Source organism: Membranihabitans marinus, from assembly GCF_019802045.1.
Lineage (GTDB): Bacteria > Bacteroidota > Bacteroidia > Chitinophagales > Saprospiraceae > Membranihabitans > Membranihabitans marinus_A.
The window spans coordinates 357,165-374,305 of sequence record NZ_JAHVHU010000006.1; the positions used below are offsets into that span (position 1 = coordinate 357,165).

A 17,141-nucleotide genomic window follows, 5' to 3' on the forward strand; every position below is an offset into this window, starting at 1 on the left:
TCCGATCATAAAAGTACTGGAATTATTGATCACTTAAAAATTTATATACCATGTACATCGCTTGATGGTAGGTATACTCTATGATTCCATGCCTCGAACTGCGGTAATTAAACCGTTCTACATTCATCACTGATCCATCGCCAACAGCAACAAAAACCGTCCCCACTGGTTTCTCAGCAGACCCGCCCCCCGGTCCGGCAATTCCGGTTACTGCAATTCCTATGTCGGCATCAATGACTCCTAAAAGTCCAGTCAACATTTCTTCCGCACACGGTCGACTGACGGCGCCATGATTTTGAATGGTTTCTTTACGGACCCCAAGAACTTGCGTTTTGACCTCATTGGCATAGGATACGACCGAGCCTTTAAAATATCCAGAAGATCCCGCAACATGCGTGATCTGACTGGCGATATAACCACCCGTGCAGCTTTCTGCGGTGGCTAAAGTCAACTTCTGTTCCAGCATCATCTTTTGAATAATTTCATTCCATTGCCCCAGCTCTGAGGAGACAAAATGGGATCCCAGACGTTTTATAAGATCTTTCCGTACCTGATCAACCAGAGTACGATTTCGTACACCATCCGAATCTTGGGCGGTAAGTCGAAGACGAACACCGCCCAGGTAAGGCAGAAAAGAGATCCCCAGAAATGACGGCCAGTTGTGAAGTCCATCACCCAAAAGATCCACCACCGCAGTCTCTCCGATCCCGGCCGTAAACAAATGGGATTGCACGACCGATCCGGAATTCCATGCTTCCACCTGCGGCCGGATGTGCTTCTGGAAAATATAGCGTAATTCTACAGGTACGCCGGGTGTAAAGTAAAAATGAGTCCCTTTCCTGGACATATGCATTCCGGGAGCGGTGCCTACTTCATTGGATAACACATCAGTCCCTTCCGGCAAATAAAATTGTTTCCGGTGTTGTTCGGACACCGACTTTCCACGTGCAGCAAAATACTGTCGGATCTTCGCCTCTACCTCAGGAAACAATACCAGTGGTTTTTGAAAAAAGACCGACATCGCTTCCAGGGTTTTATCATCCGCTGTAGGTCCGAGTCCGCCTGTCACGATGACAACCTGATGCTGATGCATCAATCGCGTCAGCGCTTCTACGATCACGGGAACGCTATCCCGCACGGTTTCTTTAGCACCGATGCGCCAGCCCATATTATCCATCTGCTGACCAATCCAGACACTGTTGGTGTCCGTGATCTGACCGATTAACAACTCATCTCCGATCGTTAATATCGCCGCATTGTTTTCAGGCATCCATTATAAATTTTATTTCCTTAAAGTCATATTTTTCAACCACACCGCCCACTTTAACCAACAAGTGACCACTGCCGAGGACATCATTTATTACACCTCGTTTGTAACTTTGATCTTTCAAATCATAAAAAGAAAAAGGTTCTTCATAGCCAAAAAGCATCATCATATAAAGTTCCTTAAGGCTCTTTCCATTCTCCAGAAGGTCATACAGCGTTCTAAATTTATCCAAGAGCTGTTGCCGAAGCGCAGGGACATCATAGTCCTGGCCGGTGACCGCCTTCAAAGAGGTGACCGGGTTCTCAACACCCGGAAAATCCATTTGGTTTACATTGAGCCCAAAACCTATGACAGAACTTCGGATGGCAGATCCCATAAAGATGTTCCGGATGAGGACACCGGCAATTTTTTTGCGATTAACCAGTACATCATTCGGCCATTTTACAAACAGTTCGTTTTTATCGATGTACGGGGTCAAAACTTCGACGCAGGTCAGCGAAGCTAAAAATTGCAACTTAAATGACTCTAAAACGTTTATAAAGTCAGGATATACTATGATGGACATCAACACATTCTCGCCCGGATGTGAGACCCAGGTACTGCCAATCTGTCCTACCCCGGCCGTTTGAAAATCGGCGGATATGGCAGTGAAAGGCTTTGGAGTGCTTTTTGATAGTAATTCCATGCAATATTTATTGGTACTTGGAATGGAATGAAAGTTCTGAAATTGATTTAAATCATCCAATAATCTGTAGATTTGTATTTTGAAAATAAAAAGCGAGAAATTTGCAAGCGAAGTTAAGAGAAAAGGTAGAATATCAACGCGAAGAGTTGAATAACTTTATCGTTGACAGCCTTCAGGACAGCAAAGCAAAAGATATAGTAAAATTTGATCTGAGAAACCTTCAGACCCCTCCCACGGACTTTTTCATTATCTGTGAAGCAGACTCCGTGACCCATGTCAAAGCGATCGCGGAACATGTGGAAAAAGACCTTAAGGTAGACTTTCATCTCTTGCCCGCCAATACGGATGGGAAAAACAATGCCACATGGATTGCATTGGATTATTTTACGACTATAGTGCATGTGTTTCTTCGGGAAACGCGTGAATTTTATAACCTGGAGGGGTTGTGGCGTGATGCTGCAATCACTGAATACGACAATGAATAAAGATAAAAATGGAAAACAACAATAAGCAAAAGAAAAAAAAGAAAGGTGGATTCAACATCTATTGGATCTATGGGATCTTTATTCTGGTAATTCTTATGATTCAGCTTTTTGGCTACGGCATGGGATCCAATAAAGAAATCGACTACAAAAAATTTATTGAACTGGCTGACCAGAATGTAATCGAAAAACTCGTGGTCGTCAATCGTTCCGATGCCCGGGTTTACATCAAAAAATCAGCCTTGAATTCAAATGAATTTAAGGATATATCACAGGATGCTTTTGCATTGAATGAACCGTACTACACCTTCAATATCGGGACCGTCGATGCGCTGGAAGGGCGGCTTGAAACCATCAATGAAAACCGCTCCCAGGGAGAAATGCTTTATCCGACATACAAGACTGAGTACAGCTGGACCTCTGCCCTGACCTACATCATACCCATTATTTTAATCATTGCGATTTGGATCTTTATTATGCGACGGATGAGTGGCGGAGCAGGTGGCCCCGGCGCACAAATTTTTAACATCGGAAAATCCAAAGCAACCCTTTTTGACAAAAACACCCGGGTCAATGTGACCTTTGAAGATGTGGCCGGTCTTGATGAAGCCAAAGAAGAGGTCATGGAAGTCGTGGATTTCCTGAAAAATCCTAAAAAATACACCACATTGGGTGGTAAAATCCCCAAAGGAGTGCTCCTTGTAGGCCCTCCGGGTACGGGTAAGACCCTCCTGGCAAAGGCGGTAGCCGGAGAGGCCGAAGTGCCTTTCTTTACCATCAGTGGATCTGATTTTGTGGAGATGTTCGTGGGGGTGGGAGCCTCCCGGGTCCGGGACTTGTTCAAACAAGCCCGGGAAAAAGCACCTTGCATCATCTTTATTGATGAGATAGATGCGATCGGAAGAACCAGAGGCCGTAACAGCATTCAGGGTGGTAACGATGAGCGAGAAAATACCCTGAACCAGTTGCTTGTCGAAATGGATGGGTTCTCCAGTGAAAAAGGGGTCATCCTCATGGCTGCAACCAACCGACCAGACGTACTCGACAGTGCATTGCTCCGACCGGGGCGATTCGACCGACAGATCGGTATCGACCGTCCTGACTTGCACGGTCGGGAACAAATCTTCCGGGTTCATCTCCAGCACATTAAAAAACACTCCGACATTAGCTCTGAGGCTTTGGCAGAAATGACCCCTGGATTCGCAGGTGCTGAAATTGCCAACGTCTGCAATGAAGCAGCCCTGATCGCTGCCCGAAGAAACAAGAAGGCGGTGGACATGGAAGACTTTAACTATGCATTGGATAAAGTCATCGGTGGTCTGGAAAAGAAAAACAAGCTCATCTCCCCGGGTGAAAAGAAAGTCATCGCCTACCACGAAGCAGGACATGCCATATGTGGGTGGTTCCTGGAACATGCATCGCCTTTGGTGAAGGTCACCATCGTCCCCCGTGGCATTGGCACCCTGGGATACGCCCAGTACCTGCCCAAAGAAGAATACATTACCAGCACCGAGCAACTGCTAGACCGGATTTGTATGACCTTTGGTGGCCGGGCTGCAGAAACCATTATTTTCGGCCGTGTAAGTACCGGGGCCCAGAATGACCTCGATCAAATCACCAAAATGGCCTATAGCATGATTGCTATTTATGGAATGAACGAAAATGTGGGCAATGTCTCTTTCCACGGCATGCAGAAGGATCAAATGAACAAACCATACAGTGAAGCGACGTCCTCCATGATCGATGAAGAGGTCCGCATCATGGTCAGAGAACAGTTCGAACGCGCCAAACAGTTGCTCACCGATAAAAAAGAAGAACTCGAAATACTTGCGCAGGCTTTGCTCGACAATGAAGTCATCGTCAAAAGCGACCTCGAACAACTCATCGGTCCACGCCCCTACCCCGAACCGGAAAGGGTGCGGCTCGGAACAAAACCAGACGTAGAGCCCAACGTTGAGTCCAATGAAGAAGTACCTGTAAACGAACCAGCTACAGAAGAAGGCAAAAGGGAAGAAATCTAAAAAGTGGAACACATTTTGCTGTGTTAGAGGTATATTCTGATTTATTGAATCAGACCATGTCTCACACAGCAAAACCATTTTTATGAAATTAATCCGGCAGAACGTTTTTCACATATTTACCGTGATCACCTTCTCCGGTTTACTTTTTCATAGCAGGGAAAGCACGGACACGCTTGGATGGGGCTTATTGTTTCTCCTGATCATGCTCAATGCTATATTTTTCATACTCAAAAAGCCCATATCAATGATCTCCTGGATCACTATTGTAGTGGGCATCCTGGGCATGATTATGTGCTTGCCTGAACTTTTGTCGGGAACCATAGACTATCTCAAAGGCACTTCCGACACGCAACTCCGGGATGCATGGACCTATCATCCGGCGTGGTACTTTACGACCACCATATTCTTTAGTTTCTTCCAGATTGTTAAGCTGATTAGATGACCCACCATTAAGCTGGTTGATGGTGAACGGTTGATGGTTGATGGAGGGTAGATCATAGTACGTAGATTTTAGAACGTAGATTGGTAATCCCAGTGATATAGATGCTCTTTAAATTTGACGGAATAAAAGGTGCATTTTGATGGTTGATATAGGTTGATCCTTTTATCCACTTCTTTTGCGGGGTATTATTTGAACCCGATTTCTGTGGTTCTCTTCCGGGTGGACAGAGCAAACTGGGTCCGGACGTGACCAAGATTTTCAATCTCAGATAGTTTATACAGGATAAACTCATTGAATCGATCCATATCCCGAACCAATATTTTCACCAAAAAGTCGGATTCCCCAGTCGTATGGTAGCATTCCATCACCTCGGGAAAAGCAGTGATCCGGTCCACGAATGCATTTACCTCATCGAGGTTGTGAAGAGTCAGAGATATCTGCACAAAGGCCACCATTTTATAGCCCAGCTTAGCCTCATTCAACAGCGCGACATACCGATCGATGTACCCATGCTTTTCCAGCTTCTTAATGCGTTCAAATACCGGTGTCGAAGACATTCCGACCTCACCTGCTATCTCTTTGATCGTCGTGCGTGCATTTCGCTGCAAAATCTCCATAATCTTTTGATCGAATTCATCGATTTTGATATCCATAGAAAAGTTTTTATTCTTAGGTGTTAGGTGTTAGGTGTTAGGTGTTAGGTCAAAAAAAACAACAACTATTGATCGCATTCATGTGGGTTCTAAGATATGGAATTTTTATTATTACGTTACTATGTATGGTATTATCAGCCCGCAGCGCTCTAGTGCACGGAATAATAAATAATGTATGTATAGGTATTATCTCTGAGGCCTTTTACCTGCAAGGATTCTGACCCAGTCAGGGTCGGATTAGATTGAACGCTGAGTCATTTTGAGATATATGAGGTATTATTATTTATAATGACTTATGAAACAGTCCACTACTGGTTCGTTTCATAAATATGCTTGAGTAATTTAATTGCGCTTCCAGATCCCTACGGGCTCACGAATCGCAAATTGAGCCAGGCGATTCGTGAGCCTGCCTGGCTATAATTTTTTGTCCATAATTACCGGCAGACAGGCGTGAAACGATCTGGAAGCGCCTAAATTACTGGTAAAAACTTATGAAACAGAGCACTAGTGAACAGTTGGTTCATTAAAACGACGAGCTGATTACTGCAGCGCATCCCATCGATTGCATTTTTTCAAAATAAAAAAGATTTAACAGATCTCTGAGATCCGTCAAATCTATGATTTCATCATCTCCTAAAATAAAAAAAGCCCCTTTCCAATCCCTCGTAAACGAGGGCGGAAAGAGGCCATCCCAAAAACCGATTTTATCAATCAATATCCTCGGTTCATTCAAAACATCAGTTACTCATGATCCAGACTGAATGTTCGGTAGAGGCGCAATACGAGATTGCGTCGCTACGCATTATTCGATCACGATCATCTTCTTAGTCGCTGTATACGTTTTTGTATCTAATTGATAGTACAATACGCCAGTCGCATTAAGATCTGAACTTGTCAACTTCACTTCGTTGTAGCCTTCACCATACTCACCTTCTACGATCTTCAGTACCTTACCGGTCACATCGTACACGCTCAAGGTCGCTTTAGATGCTTCAGGCAATTTAAATCCAATCACAGTCTGACCCGCATACGGGTTGGGGGTGTTTTGGTACAGGGCAAATCCGGAATCTTGTCCGTCGAAGCGCAAGCTGACGTTTTTCAAGCCACCTTCAGCATCGTATGCTTCCGTAGTGGTTACCCGGTTGTTCAGGCTCAATGCATCACGCAATTGTACTTCTGATTTCGCTTTCACTACCAATGTGAACAACACATCGTCACTGGACAAGTTCTGCCCGTCAGCTTCACTCCAGCTGGATGTAATCATCCCTGAAGCATAGCGTACGTAGTTGTCTTTCGTGATGTTCAGTGCACCAGCTTCGATCGACTCGATCTCGACCAGATTCGTCACATAAGATAAAGTGTACTGCAATCCGTTGATGTTCGCAAAGTTGTCAGAAGTGACATCGATCCGATATACTTCACCACTCTTCATGGTTTTGTCTGCCACGTTCAGGTTCAACGTTCCGGTAGCGCTTCGGCTGCTTCTTGCAGGATCACCTGACAAGTTCACATCACCGATTTTGACACCGACAAAGTCTACATTCATGTCGCCTTCCAAATTAGCTACATCATAAACTTCTTTGTCAGATTGTGTGTCAAAGAATCTCCAGCTCGTATTGTTCGCAAACTTCGTGTGCGGCTGCATCACCAATTTACGCAGTTCAAGTACGTCAAATCCGTTGATCGATCCGTTGCCGTCAACATCAGCTGCAATGCGCTGATATTTGCTGTCCAACGATTGCTTCTGCAATACATGACGCTGAATCGCGATCAAATCTTGCGTACTTACACCATTGGCGAATCCTGTGTTCTTGCTCGGTACCAGGCTCACCTGAGATCCGTCGTTGATCGAGAAGTTATAAGCACCTTCTCCACCGGTCACGGTCGTCAATGGACTTCCGTTCGCAAAAACAGCTTTCATCTCAACTTTCTGTACTGGCGTGCCTTCTTCGGTTCTGATCGTACCTTGAACCAGGCTCAAATCTCCAGTCGTATCTGTCACAGTGACATCACAATCCGCATCAATCGTAGCAATGACTTCTTGCTCATAGGTAAATTCACGCGTGGTTGATGTATGTGAAGCACACCAGTCAATGACATTCCATTTGATGATATACTTCTTCATTCCAGGCGCGCCTACTACGTCATACTCCTGAATAGTCTTACCTACTGCAGGTGAGTTACACAACTTACCTACTAAGTGCGACTTCAAGGTAACGTCTCCCAACGTATCCGGGAAGAACGACGTAGACAACTCTTCCGGCAAGCAAATTGGTGCATCTTTGGTTCCTACGTTCGCAGGAAGATCAAACATGTTTTTGCTCATTCCACAAGCAGACTGTACATTAATCACCTGCTCCACAGTCCATTTTTGTGATTCAGATCCACATCCACCTTCGACAAAGAATCGTCGGGTAATGGTTCCCTGTCCACATTCGTCCAGGTCAACCCATATGTCCTGCTCGCAAGTAGCGGCACAGTTGATACCAATGATTCCATGAGGTGCGGATAATTCTGCACTGTCCAGGAAAGTAGTAATGTGCGTGATGGTCTCCCACCCGATTGTTCCGTCATGATTCTCAATAGCTACCTTCTCGATGTTCGACTTTTCTTCGCAAGTCACGTTCCAGTAATCGAAGTACAATGAACTCTCAGGCAACAAGTTACCATCGATGTCCGTCGGTCGATTCTGATTGTCAACCCATGTTTTCACATAGCTTCCGAAAGACTCATTCAACTCGTCAAACAAACCACTCGTGTCTTTCTTACTTCCGTACTCTCCAAGAGCACCGGCAGCTTCTACAGCATCTTTATAATAAATGCTATACGCTTCACAAGAGATATTCAAGTCTGGCAATCGCTTCACTAAGCGGGTATTTCCGGCGTCTTCCACATATGCTTTGGACGTTCCTTTACCCCAGTTACAGCAATAATCCATCACCAATAGTTCCACAGGTACTGCTTCGCAAGCATCTTCACATTTGAACGGTACGGATTTACTCCATCCACCACCCAGCAGTGACATCTCATTTCCATAACCAGATTTTCCGATTAGGTTATCAAAGATCGCTTCAAGCTCTCTAACGTTCAATTTGTTACCGTGCTCATCAGCTGTGGAGCAATTCTCAGCGATATACTCTGCAATTGCATAAATCCAGCCGTGTACGACTTTCTCGCCACACAGTTCCTCATCTTCCCACAACCATACAATCTGGTTGTAATAGTATTGTTCGATCTCCCCGTCATTCAGGAAGTTTTTCAAATCATTAACATTGTATTTATCATTAAATGCATACTCTCCTACGATCCCGCCACCTACTGCTGTAGATGCCTGAGTTCGGTTTACACCCAAATCATCCAGGATGTCCACCCAATTGTTGTAAGATTTGGTTACATCTGCACACAGATCAACACAAGCCGTGTCAGCCCACCAGTCACTGCGTCGGACCAATCGAAGATCGATCGCACAGTTGTCCCAGCTTCCTTCATCAAAGGTCTCTGCATGAACCCATGCTGTTTTGTTCTGCAATGGTACATTGACGTTGCGGTCAACCACAATGGTCGGAGGTGTATTATCCTGGATTCGGATATACTTGGACCAGTTGCTTTGGTTCCAGCAATCATCTGCTGCTTCATATCTGACTTCGATTGGTTCACTATCACATCCGGTAAATGGAACCCGAATAGGATCCTGCGTGTGTGAATAGGTATATACAGTACAAATGTCACCGTTCGCCAGTGTCTTCGTTTCAGTATTGGTTCGCTCCAAGGCTACCCACCGGGTACCCCCTTTGACATCAATGGCTGCTTTTACAGAGTGTACACCGCTGCAATTGTCTATTACACGTACGGAAGGTACATATACCTCAGCAGCGCAATCATGGGATCCAGTCGTATAAACGGTTGGATTGCAATATTCCCATTGCTCAGCACTAGGATACTGTTCTCCAGCCAGGATCGCTGCCTGAATATCGTCATGATCCCAGGTACTGATATTGCATTTATCCTCGGAACCAGGTCCTTCAATATTATTCTCTCCGCTGAAATCAACAGGGTAGCAGAAGTCAAAGATCGGTCCGGTCGTGTCGACCAGTGTCTGCCACTGACTGATGTGTGCTTTGACCGCTTTGTCGGTACAAGAGTAGTCAATGACCACATCGTCCAAATTGTCATCTGCACTCAATTCTTCACAATCATCTTCTGCATCCTCTACGCACGAATTAATCGTCGTCGCCCAGCACGTTTGCGTAATCCAACTGTCAATGCCACGGGTTTGTGGACATGATCCAGTCCAATCTGCTATCGCATCTGTCTCTATGGTAATACCACAGTGAACTCCGGTTTCCAAACAAATCGTCACACAATCATCGCTATAAGGACTCGCTCCTGTAACAGTAAGAGCAGGTACGGATACCTGGATACAATCAAATTTATCCCCGGTTCCTACATCACAGTACGAGATGCAATCACCACTTCCGTAGATTGATGGCCATCCACCGGAAAACCAAAATGGATTGTTTCCGTGTCCGTTGTAGAACCAGTCGGAATCTACAATCGCAAAGTTTCCGCCTTCAGACAAAATCTGGTCTCCGTCCTGCAATAACAATACAGGATAGAAAGAATAAGATTGGAAATTTGTTGTACTATAACCACCTTCCAATATTTCATGAAGGAAACCATAAGTTAGTTGTTCCTGCGATGCATTTGCCATCATTGATGTGAAATAAGTTCCATCGATGATGTGTCGAATGGTCACTGACGTACCATCGGCTTTTTTGAGGATCACACAATCCAGGTACTTATCAAATACATTGGGTCCCTGATTCCAGGCATTCTGAAGCCCGGCCAATACCACAGTTTGTGGAAGGTCATAAACCACTCCTTGCAACTTGGTATACGGCAATTCATAATCATGAATCCCTACAGGTTGCTTCCACGCTGCATAGCGCTTCAGACCTTCCCCTTCGCTGGGAACAGGTTCCAGCGTACAGAAGAAAGAATCTTCCGGGCTACCTACAAAGGCTTCCGGGGTTAATTTAGGCAATCGCAATACCACGATGGTATCTGTCAAGGTTGACAGGTTGCCTTCTTTGTCATACACTTCCCACGTTCTGTGGATCACTTTGGCTGTGTCGCCTTCGCCACACGCATTTGGCATCATCACCCAGTCAGGCTGAACCTTAGGAGCAGATACGCGTCCACCACACGGAGACACCGCGGAAGGAACATGTGAAGAAGGTGCAGGAATATATCCGCAATACACGTTCACTTTACCTTCCGATGCATTTTCACCAGTCCAGGGTGACTTATTTCCAAACGCGGAGGTTAATACGGCATTGGGCGTGCCATTGAAATTGATTTTTCCAAGGTTACACGTCCCTACGTTGTTTGTTACAGAATAATCCAATGATTTACCCAAATAGCTACAAACATTCCAAAAGTCTGTTTCTGTCTCATTGGCAAATTCAAAGGTTCTTTCAACCCCGCCCCATTGATTGTGAACGGAAACCGTGATCGGATACCCAACACCAACGTGATTGGTTACAAAATCATCGGCTCCGACTTCTACATCACCACTGGCGTCAATGGCTGGAGAAAAGTTGGAACAGTTGGGCGCCTGTTGCGCCTGAAGTTGCATCGGTAGTGCGAACACAAATAAAGCCAGCAAAGGGATGATCCCTTTGAGCCAATTTGCGCCCAGACACCACGATGGCTGAATTGTCGTAAAATTCGTCTTTTTCATGAGTTCTAGTTTTGGTTTAAAAAAAATCGGTTTTTTAAATAAAAGGTTTTGATTAATAAATTTGGTTTCAATTAATTTAAAACTGGATTTTACGATATGAGCCTATCTGTGAAAGGAACAGCAGCGTGTGCTGTCGAAAATGAAAAACAAAAAAAGAAAAGTTAGTTTAGGTGTAAAGGTTCATTCATTCACAGAGTCGGTTTGGTATCTCAATCTAGTTTTCGGTTTAAAAAAATCGTTCTTTCGACGCCATTCACTGCGTCTTTGGTTTTCGACGCCATTCACTGCGCCTTAAGTTTTTTCTTTGACATGCATCATCATGCCTGCACATACCTATAATGCAACAATCGTACCTAATTTATTATAACAGGAATTAAATATGTCTAGCTTACTCAATACCAACGTTTTAAGGCCAAATATTTTATCTGTTAAATTTTGGAGGTTTTGCACACCTCTTGAATTTTTATCTATTATATTACGATTATTTTTCATATGTTATCTTTTCTTGCTCCCGTTTGAATCATTTTCCTGATGAGCAAGATCAAATTTCAAGGAGATTTCGTGGGATCCATTGCTGTAGGTTTGAAAATCCGAAAAAGACACACCGTAGGAGTACATGATGGTCATCAGATTGATACGGGTTCCCAAGAGTACATGCGCTGAATTACCTCCCCCTATGGAATAGGTAAATCCACCAATCAACTGATCATCGGCATAATACCCCAGCATATTCAAATCCACCTGAAAAGGGGCATGCCGGACTTTACGGATGGCCAGGGAGGGTTCGATATCAAAATTATATTCTTCCAGTTCTTTTCGATAGCCGGCATACCCAATGAAATACTTAAAAAGAGTATTTTCTTCTTCCGCAGAATCTGCATCGCTATCGACTCGGGTTCGGATCAGGTTCGGTAAAGCAGCTCCCGCAAAAAATCCATCCGGAAGGAGAGCGTGGACACCAAATGACGCATCAAAAACATCATATCCTCTGGCCGCCTGATCAATGACCGGATCATTGGGATCCAACCCCTGATCAACCAAAGCCGATGCCTGTAACTTATTTCTTTCATACCCGGTCGAAAGCCCGATACTCAATCTGGTTTCTTCCACATCAAACTGGTACGCATAGGAAAGCACACCAGATGTTTTATTAAGGGATCCCAGGTTGTCTGAGATAACCATTGCTCCCAGTCCAATTTTATCACTCACCAAGCCATTGTATCCCGCCGTAAAAGTCTGTGGATTTCCCGGAAAGGCATTCCACCGGCTAATGTAATTCAACATAATGGTTTGCCCGTCCATACCGGTTGCTCCAGGATTGATCAGGTGATAGTTGATCTTATAATGCTGGTGTGAACCTGCTTCCTGTGCCGTTAATTTTCCGATCGTCAGGATCAATACGGTCGCGGTGATATATCGTAAAAGTTTGTTCATTGTCTTGTCTGTTTAAAGTCAAATTTCGTGCCGGAAAATCAATTTAACCTGCGCAACAGGGTTACATGCCCCTTATACTGGGTGGTCGTACCGTCTATTTCTTGCACCTCCAATACATAATAATACACGCCGTCACCCAATGTATTTCCATCTCCGTCAGTACCTGTCCACAAATTGTTGTAGTTCTCTTCTTTGTACACCGCTTTACCATAGCGGTCAAACACCATTAGCGTATTCACCGTACCTTCCACACAAGCTATCCGAAGCTCATCATTGAGACCATCCGCATTGGGTGTCATGACCTGAGCCGCCGTAAAGCAATCCCGATCATCGATGGGCACCCGTCCGAGCCCCTGGGTCATACATCCATTGGCATCGGTCACCAGAACCCGGTAACTGCCTTCTGTCAGGCTTCCAATAAACACGGTGGTCGAACCGGGACTTTTATCGTTCCATTCGTAGGTATATGGTTGGGTTCCGCCCCGGACCTCCGCTTTCGCGGTACCGGCATTACCTCCATTGGAGGGTGTTGTGACCACACGCACCAACATCGGCTCGGGTTCCTCGAGCGTAAATCGTCCTTCGGTTTTTTTCCCTTCGCTGTCAGTCACGGTCACTACATAGTCACCGGCACCCACGTTTTGCAGGGTTTCTGTTTCGTCCCCTGTATTCCATTTATAACTATATGGTGCTGCACCAAAACTAGCTTTAGCGCGTAAATTTGCATCTGATTCACCGTTGCAGCTGATCGCTGATCCATTGTAATCGGTGGTTGCTTCGATGACCACATTGTACTCCGCGTCTCCAATGCTGATATCTTTACTTACTGAGCAGCCATTCCCATCAGTCACCGTTACGGTATAGGTACCTGACCCCAGCCCGCTAAGATCTTCGGTGTCATCACCGGTACTCCAGTTGTACATATAGCTTCCCGTACCCCCTGAGACAGTCACATCAATAGCGCCATCGTTGCCTTGATTAATCGGTGTAATCTCAGATTCAATCACGATCGGATCCGGATCATCCAACACCACATCACCTTTGCCGATTTCAGCGCCGGAATTGTCTGTGACTACGTAAGAGTACGTGCCTGCAGTAAGGGCATTGATAGTGGCTTTTGCTCCGACAGCCTGACCGTCTTTCGTCCAGGCAAAAGTGTATGGAGATTGTCCTGCATTTACCGTTAAAGAAATAGAGCCGTCATTGTTTCCTGTACACGTTGGCGGAACGGTTTGGACGGTTACATCTTCAGGCTGGCCGACCGTCACAGAACCGTCACATTGTTGAAATGTATAAAAGTTGCCATCCACATCGGCAGCCAATTGGGTGGTCGTATTGTCACCGGTGAAGATGACCGAAGACACCGCTCCGTCGTCACCGATTACATCAAAGCACAACTTAAAAAGCAATGCGTTATCCTCTAGGGTGATCCCGGGGCCATCCGGATTTTTGTAGGTCCAGGATAAAATGGCCTTTCCTTCAGCACCTTTATCCAGGCTATAATCAAATGAGGTAATTTCAACATTAGCCGATTCAAAAGAAGGGTTGCTCAACACAGCAGGATCCCATTCGATGATCGTCTGGAGAACCGCCATTTTCTCAATACCTTTACCCACAATATTCACGCAGGTACTGGATCCTTTCGGCGCGGTGGTTGTACTCGCAGCTATGGAAAATCCTTGTTTATCACAGTCCGTGCCACCGCTATTCCCCCCGTCGCCGGCGGAAATTTTTCCGTTGGACAGATTGGACTCGACTGACACAGTTTGACCATCCTCCAGCGTACTGAATTCAATTTTTTGGGGGCTGTTACTAAAGGTTATGTTTGAGCTACCCGTTGATTTTTTTATCTTAAAACACAATTCCACAATGGTGGTTCCATCAGTTATAGACAGTGGCTCGGTATCGGGCGAGCTCCAGGAAATAATAAGTGCGCCATCACTGGCAATGGATTCTGTGGCGATAGAGGATTCACTAAAATTGGTCAGATTAAAATTACGTCCCTCTATAAACTCCAAAAAATCTGTATCAAACTTTATGCTGTATTGCATGCCATTGAGTTCTGTAAAGCTGGTCACCTTCAATGGAATACAAACGGTTTCTCCATTGCTTCCGGATGCAGCCCCCAGTGAAAGACTGACCCGCCCTGGACCAGAACCACCTTCACCTATCGTGACTGTACCGGCATTCGCCGTCATACCAATTTCGTTGTAATCCCTATCGATCATTTCTACTTTACGCGAAAATTCACCAAAATCTACTTCCTGTGGAATATCCACAAGTGTGGTGGAATTGCCGGTAGCGATGATTTCAAATTCAATGGTAAAAAACAACCCATCATCGGGTATATTAAATCCATTGTCCGAGGTGGCATTGGCATAAGCTACGGTAATCAGGCCCTTATCCGCGTTGACCTTGGAGTAATCAATATTTTCCTGGTCAAATTCATCCAGAACCGTGGTCAAATTCTTGACATCTTTCACCTTCAATTTGGACGGATCGAACTTTACCGCAAACTGGAAGCCGACGATGGCTTTAAAATCCTTCACCTTGACATCGATACTGACGACATCTCCCGTGTTTCCCTGCGCATCAGACAATGTAAATACCGGCTGTGCTAATGCACTGGACACCAGTGTAATAAAGACGACGATGCATGTAAAATATTTGATCATAACGTTGTTTTATATCGTGGATGTAATTTGATTTACTAACGAACCGAAATGGGTCTGCGTATATGCCGTGCTATCTGTCGGGTGCAAAATCCAATTTGACTTTTGTCGTAAACCAATCATCAGTACCGGTAAATACAAAATCTATTCCAAATTTCTTTAATACGTTTTATTTAACACTTGAGGTGGAATTTTGAGTTGTGCAGGTAGAGCTGCAGATAAGAACCGCTGTCAGACATTTACCAGAAAAGCAAGGGGAAGCGCAGTGTCTGGAACCTGATATACCACTCAAGTGCCAGACATTATCCATTCCCGCACGCCCCAACTGCAAATGTCTGACACTAATACGCACACGAGCCGGAAACGCCAGCGGGAAACGCAGTGTCTGGAACCTGATCTACCGCACAAGTGCCAGACATTATCCATACTCACACGCCCCAACTGCAAATGACACGAACACGCAAACGAGCCGAAAACGCCAGCGGGAAACGCAGTGTCTGGGACCTGGAGCGCATCTGGTGTCAGACACTTGCAGGGAAAGCCAGCGGGAAGCGCAGTGTCTGGGACCTGGACCGCATCTGGTGTAAGACACTTGCAGGGAAAGCTAGCGGGAAGCGCAGTGTCTGGAACCTGGACCACCGCAGAAGTGCCAGACACTATCCATTCCCGCACGCCTCAACTGCAAATGTCTGACACTAATACGCACACGAGCCGGAAACGCCAGCGGGAAACGCAGTGTCTGGAACCTGATCTACCGCACAAGTGCCAGACATTATCCATGCTCACACGCCCCAACTGCAAATGTCTGACACGAACACGCACACGAGCCGGAAACGCCAGCGGGAAGCGCAGTGTCTGGAACCTGATATACCACTCAAGTGCCAGACATTATCCATGCTCACACCCCCAACTGCAAATGTCTTACACGAACACGCACACGAGCCGGAAACGCCAGCGGGAAACGCAGTGTCTGGAACCTGGACCGCATCTGGTGTCAGACACTTGCAGGGAAAGCTAGCGGGAAGCGCAGTGTCTGGAACCTGGAGTGCACCTGGTGTCAGACACTTGCCGGAAACGCCAGCGGGAAGCGCAGTGTCTGGAACCTGATATACCACTCAAGTGCCAGACATTATCCATACTCACACGCCCCAACTGCAAATGTCTGACACGAACACGCACACGAGCCGGAAACGCCAGCGGGAAACGCAGTGTCTGACACCTGAACCACCGCACAAGTGCCAGACATTATCCATTCCCGCACGCCCCAACTGCAAATGTCTTACACGAACACGCACACGAGCCGAAAACGCCAGCGGGAAACGCAGTGTCTGGAACCTGGACCGCACCTGGTGTCAGACACTTGCAGGGCAAGCCAGCGGGAAGCGCAGTGTCTGGAACCTGATCTACCGCACAAGTGCCAGACATTATCCATGCTCACACGCCCCAACTGCAAATGTCTTACACGAACACGCACACGAGCCGGAAACGCTAGCGGGAAACGCAGTGTCTGGGACCTGGACCGCATCTGGTGTAAGACACTTGCAGGGAAAGCTAGCGGGAAGCGCAGTGTCTGGAACCTGGACCACCGCAGAAGTGCCAGACACTATCCATTCCCGCACGCCTCAACTGCAAATGTCTGACACTAATACGCACACGAGCCGGAAACGCCAGCGGGAAGCGCAGTGTCTGGAACCTGATATACCACTCAAGTGCCAGACATTATCCATGCTCACACGCCCCAA

12 protein-coding genes are annotated in these 17,141 nt (G+C 46.0%); 6 read left to right on the plus strand and 6 right to left on the minus strand.

Annotation, left to right across the window (positions count from 1 at the left end):
* Positions 1 to 22: 22 nt before the first annotated feature.
* Both KUV50_RS07390 and KUV50_RS07395 read right to left on the minus strand, forming a co-directional pair.
* A complete protein-coding gene (locus KUV50_RS07390; protein ID WP_222579461.1) occupies positions 23 to 1,270 on the minus strand; it encodes a CinA family nicotinamide mononucleotide deamidase-related protein in 1,248 nt (415 codons plus the stop codon).
* On the minus strand, positions 1,263 to 2,012 hold the full coding sequence (locus KUV50_RS07395) for a biotin--[acetyl-CoA-carboxylase] ligase (RefSeq protein WP_261395040.1): 750 nt from the start codon (positions 2,010 to 2,012) through the stop codon (positions 1,263 to 1,265). The genes KUV50_RS07390 and KUV50_RS07395 overlap by 8 nt, the downstream gene beginning before the upstream one ends.
* A 41-nt stretch (positions 2,013 to 2,053) precedes the next feature.
* Between KUV50_RS07395 and rsfS the strand changes: the two genes are divergently transcribed.
* The 3 genes from rsfS to KUV50_RS07410 all read left to right on the plus strand — a co-directional run bounded on the left by rsfS (position 2,054) and on the right by KUV50_RS07410 (position 4,897).
* Positions 2,054 to 2,437 (plus strand): ribosome silencing factor, encoded by a 384-nt coding sequence (gene rsfS / locus KUV50_RS07400; protein ID WP_222579463.1) that lies wholly within the window; start codon positions 2,054 to 2,056, stop codon positions 2,435 to 2,437.
* Between the two features lie 8 nt (positions 2,438 to 2,445).
* On the plus strand, positions 2,446 to 4,455 hold the full coding sequence (gene ftsH / locus KUV50_RS07405) for an ATP-dependent zinc metalloprotease FtsH (protein ID WP_222579464.1): 2,010 nt from the start codon (positions 2,446 to 2,448) through the stop codon (positions 4,453 to 4,455).
* 82 nt (positions 4,456 to 4,537) lie between these two features.
* Positions 4,538 to 4,897, plus strand: coding sequence for a hypothetical protein (locus KUV50_RS07410; protein WP_222579465.1), 360 nt, complete (start codon positions 4,538 to 4,540; stop codon positions 4,895 to 4,897).
* 185 nt (positions 4,898 to 5,082) lie between these two features.
* On the opposite strand, the gene KUV50_RS07415 is transcribed toward KUV50_RS07410, so the two are convergent.
* From KUV50_RS07415 to KUV50_RS07430, 4 genes are all read right to left on the minus strand, one after another.
* Positions 5,083 to 5,550, minus strand: a complete 468-nt coding sequence (locus KUV50_RS07415; protein WP_222579466.1) for an Lrp/AsnC family transcriptional regulator — start codon at positions 5,548 to 5,550, stop codon at positions 5,083 to 5,085.
* Between the two features lie 802 nt (positions 5,551 to 6,352).
* On the minus strand, positions 6,353 to 11,293 hold the full coding sequence (locus tag KUV50_RS07420; protein WP_222579467.1) for a T9SS type A sorting domain-containing protein: 4,941 nt from the start codon (positions 11,291 to 11,293) through the stop codon (positions 6,353 to 6,355).
* A gap of 495 nt (positions 11,294 to 11,788) precedes the next feature.
* Positions 11,789 to 12,727, minus strand: a complete 939-nt coding sequence (locus tag KUV50_RS07425; RefSeq protein ID WP_222579468.1) for a PorP/SprF family type IX secretion system membrane protein — start codon at positions 12,725 to 12,727, stop codon at positions 11,789 to 11,791.
* Between the two features lie 38 nt (positions 12,728 to 12,765).
* The gene (locus KUV50_RS07430; RefSeq protein WP_222579469.1) at positions 12,766 to 15,402 is read right to left on the minus strand and encodes a cohesin domain-containing protein; all 2,637 of its coding nucleotides are present in this window, start codon (positions 15,400 to 15,402) and stop codon (positions 12,766 to 12,768) included.
* Positions 15,403 to 15,846: 444 nt separating this feature from the next.
* Here KUV50_RS07430 and KUV50_RS07435 point away from each other — a divergent pair, with 444 nt between their 5' ends.
* The 3 genes from KUV50_RS07435 to KUV50_RS07445 form a co-directional block, all read left to right on the plus strand.
* Positions 15,847 to 16,092 (plus strand): hypothetical protein, encoded by a 246-nt coding sequence (locus KUV50_RS07435; RefSeq protein ID WP_222579470.1) that lies wholly within the window; start codon positions 15,847 to 15,849, stop codon positions 16,090 to 16,092.
* A gap of 108 nt (positions 16,093 to 16,200) precedes the next feature.
* The gene (locus KUV50_RS07440) at positions 16,201 to 16,506 is read left to right on the plus strand and encodes a hypothetical protein (RefSeq protein WP_222579471.1); all 306 of its coding nucleotides are present in this window, start codon (positions 16,201 to 16,203) and stop codon (positions 16,504 to 16,506) included.
* 51 nt (positions 16,507 to 16,557) lie between these two features.
* A partial coding sequence (locus KUV50_RS07445) for a hypothetical protein (protein WP_222579473.1) occupies positions 16,558 to 17,141 on the plus strand: 584 nt, incomplete at its 3' end.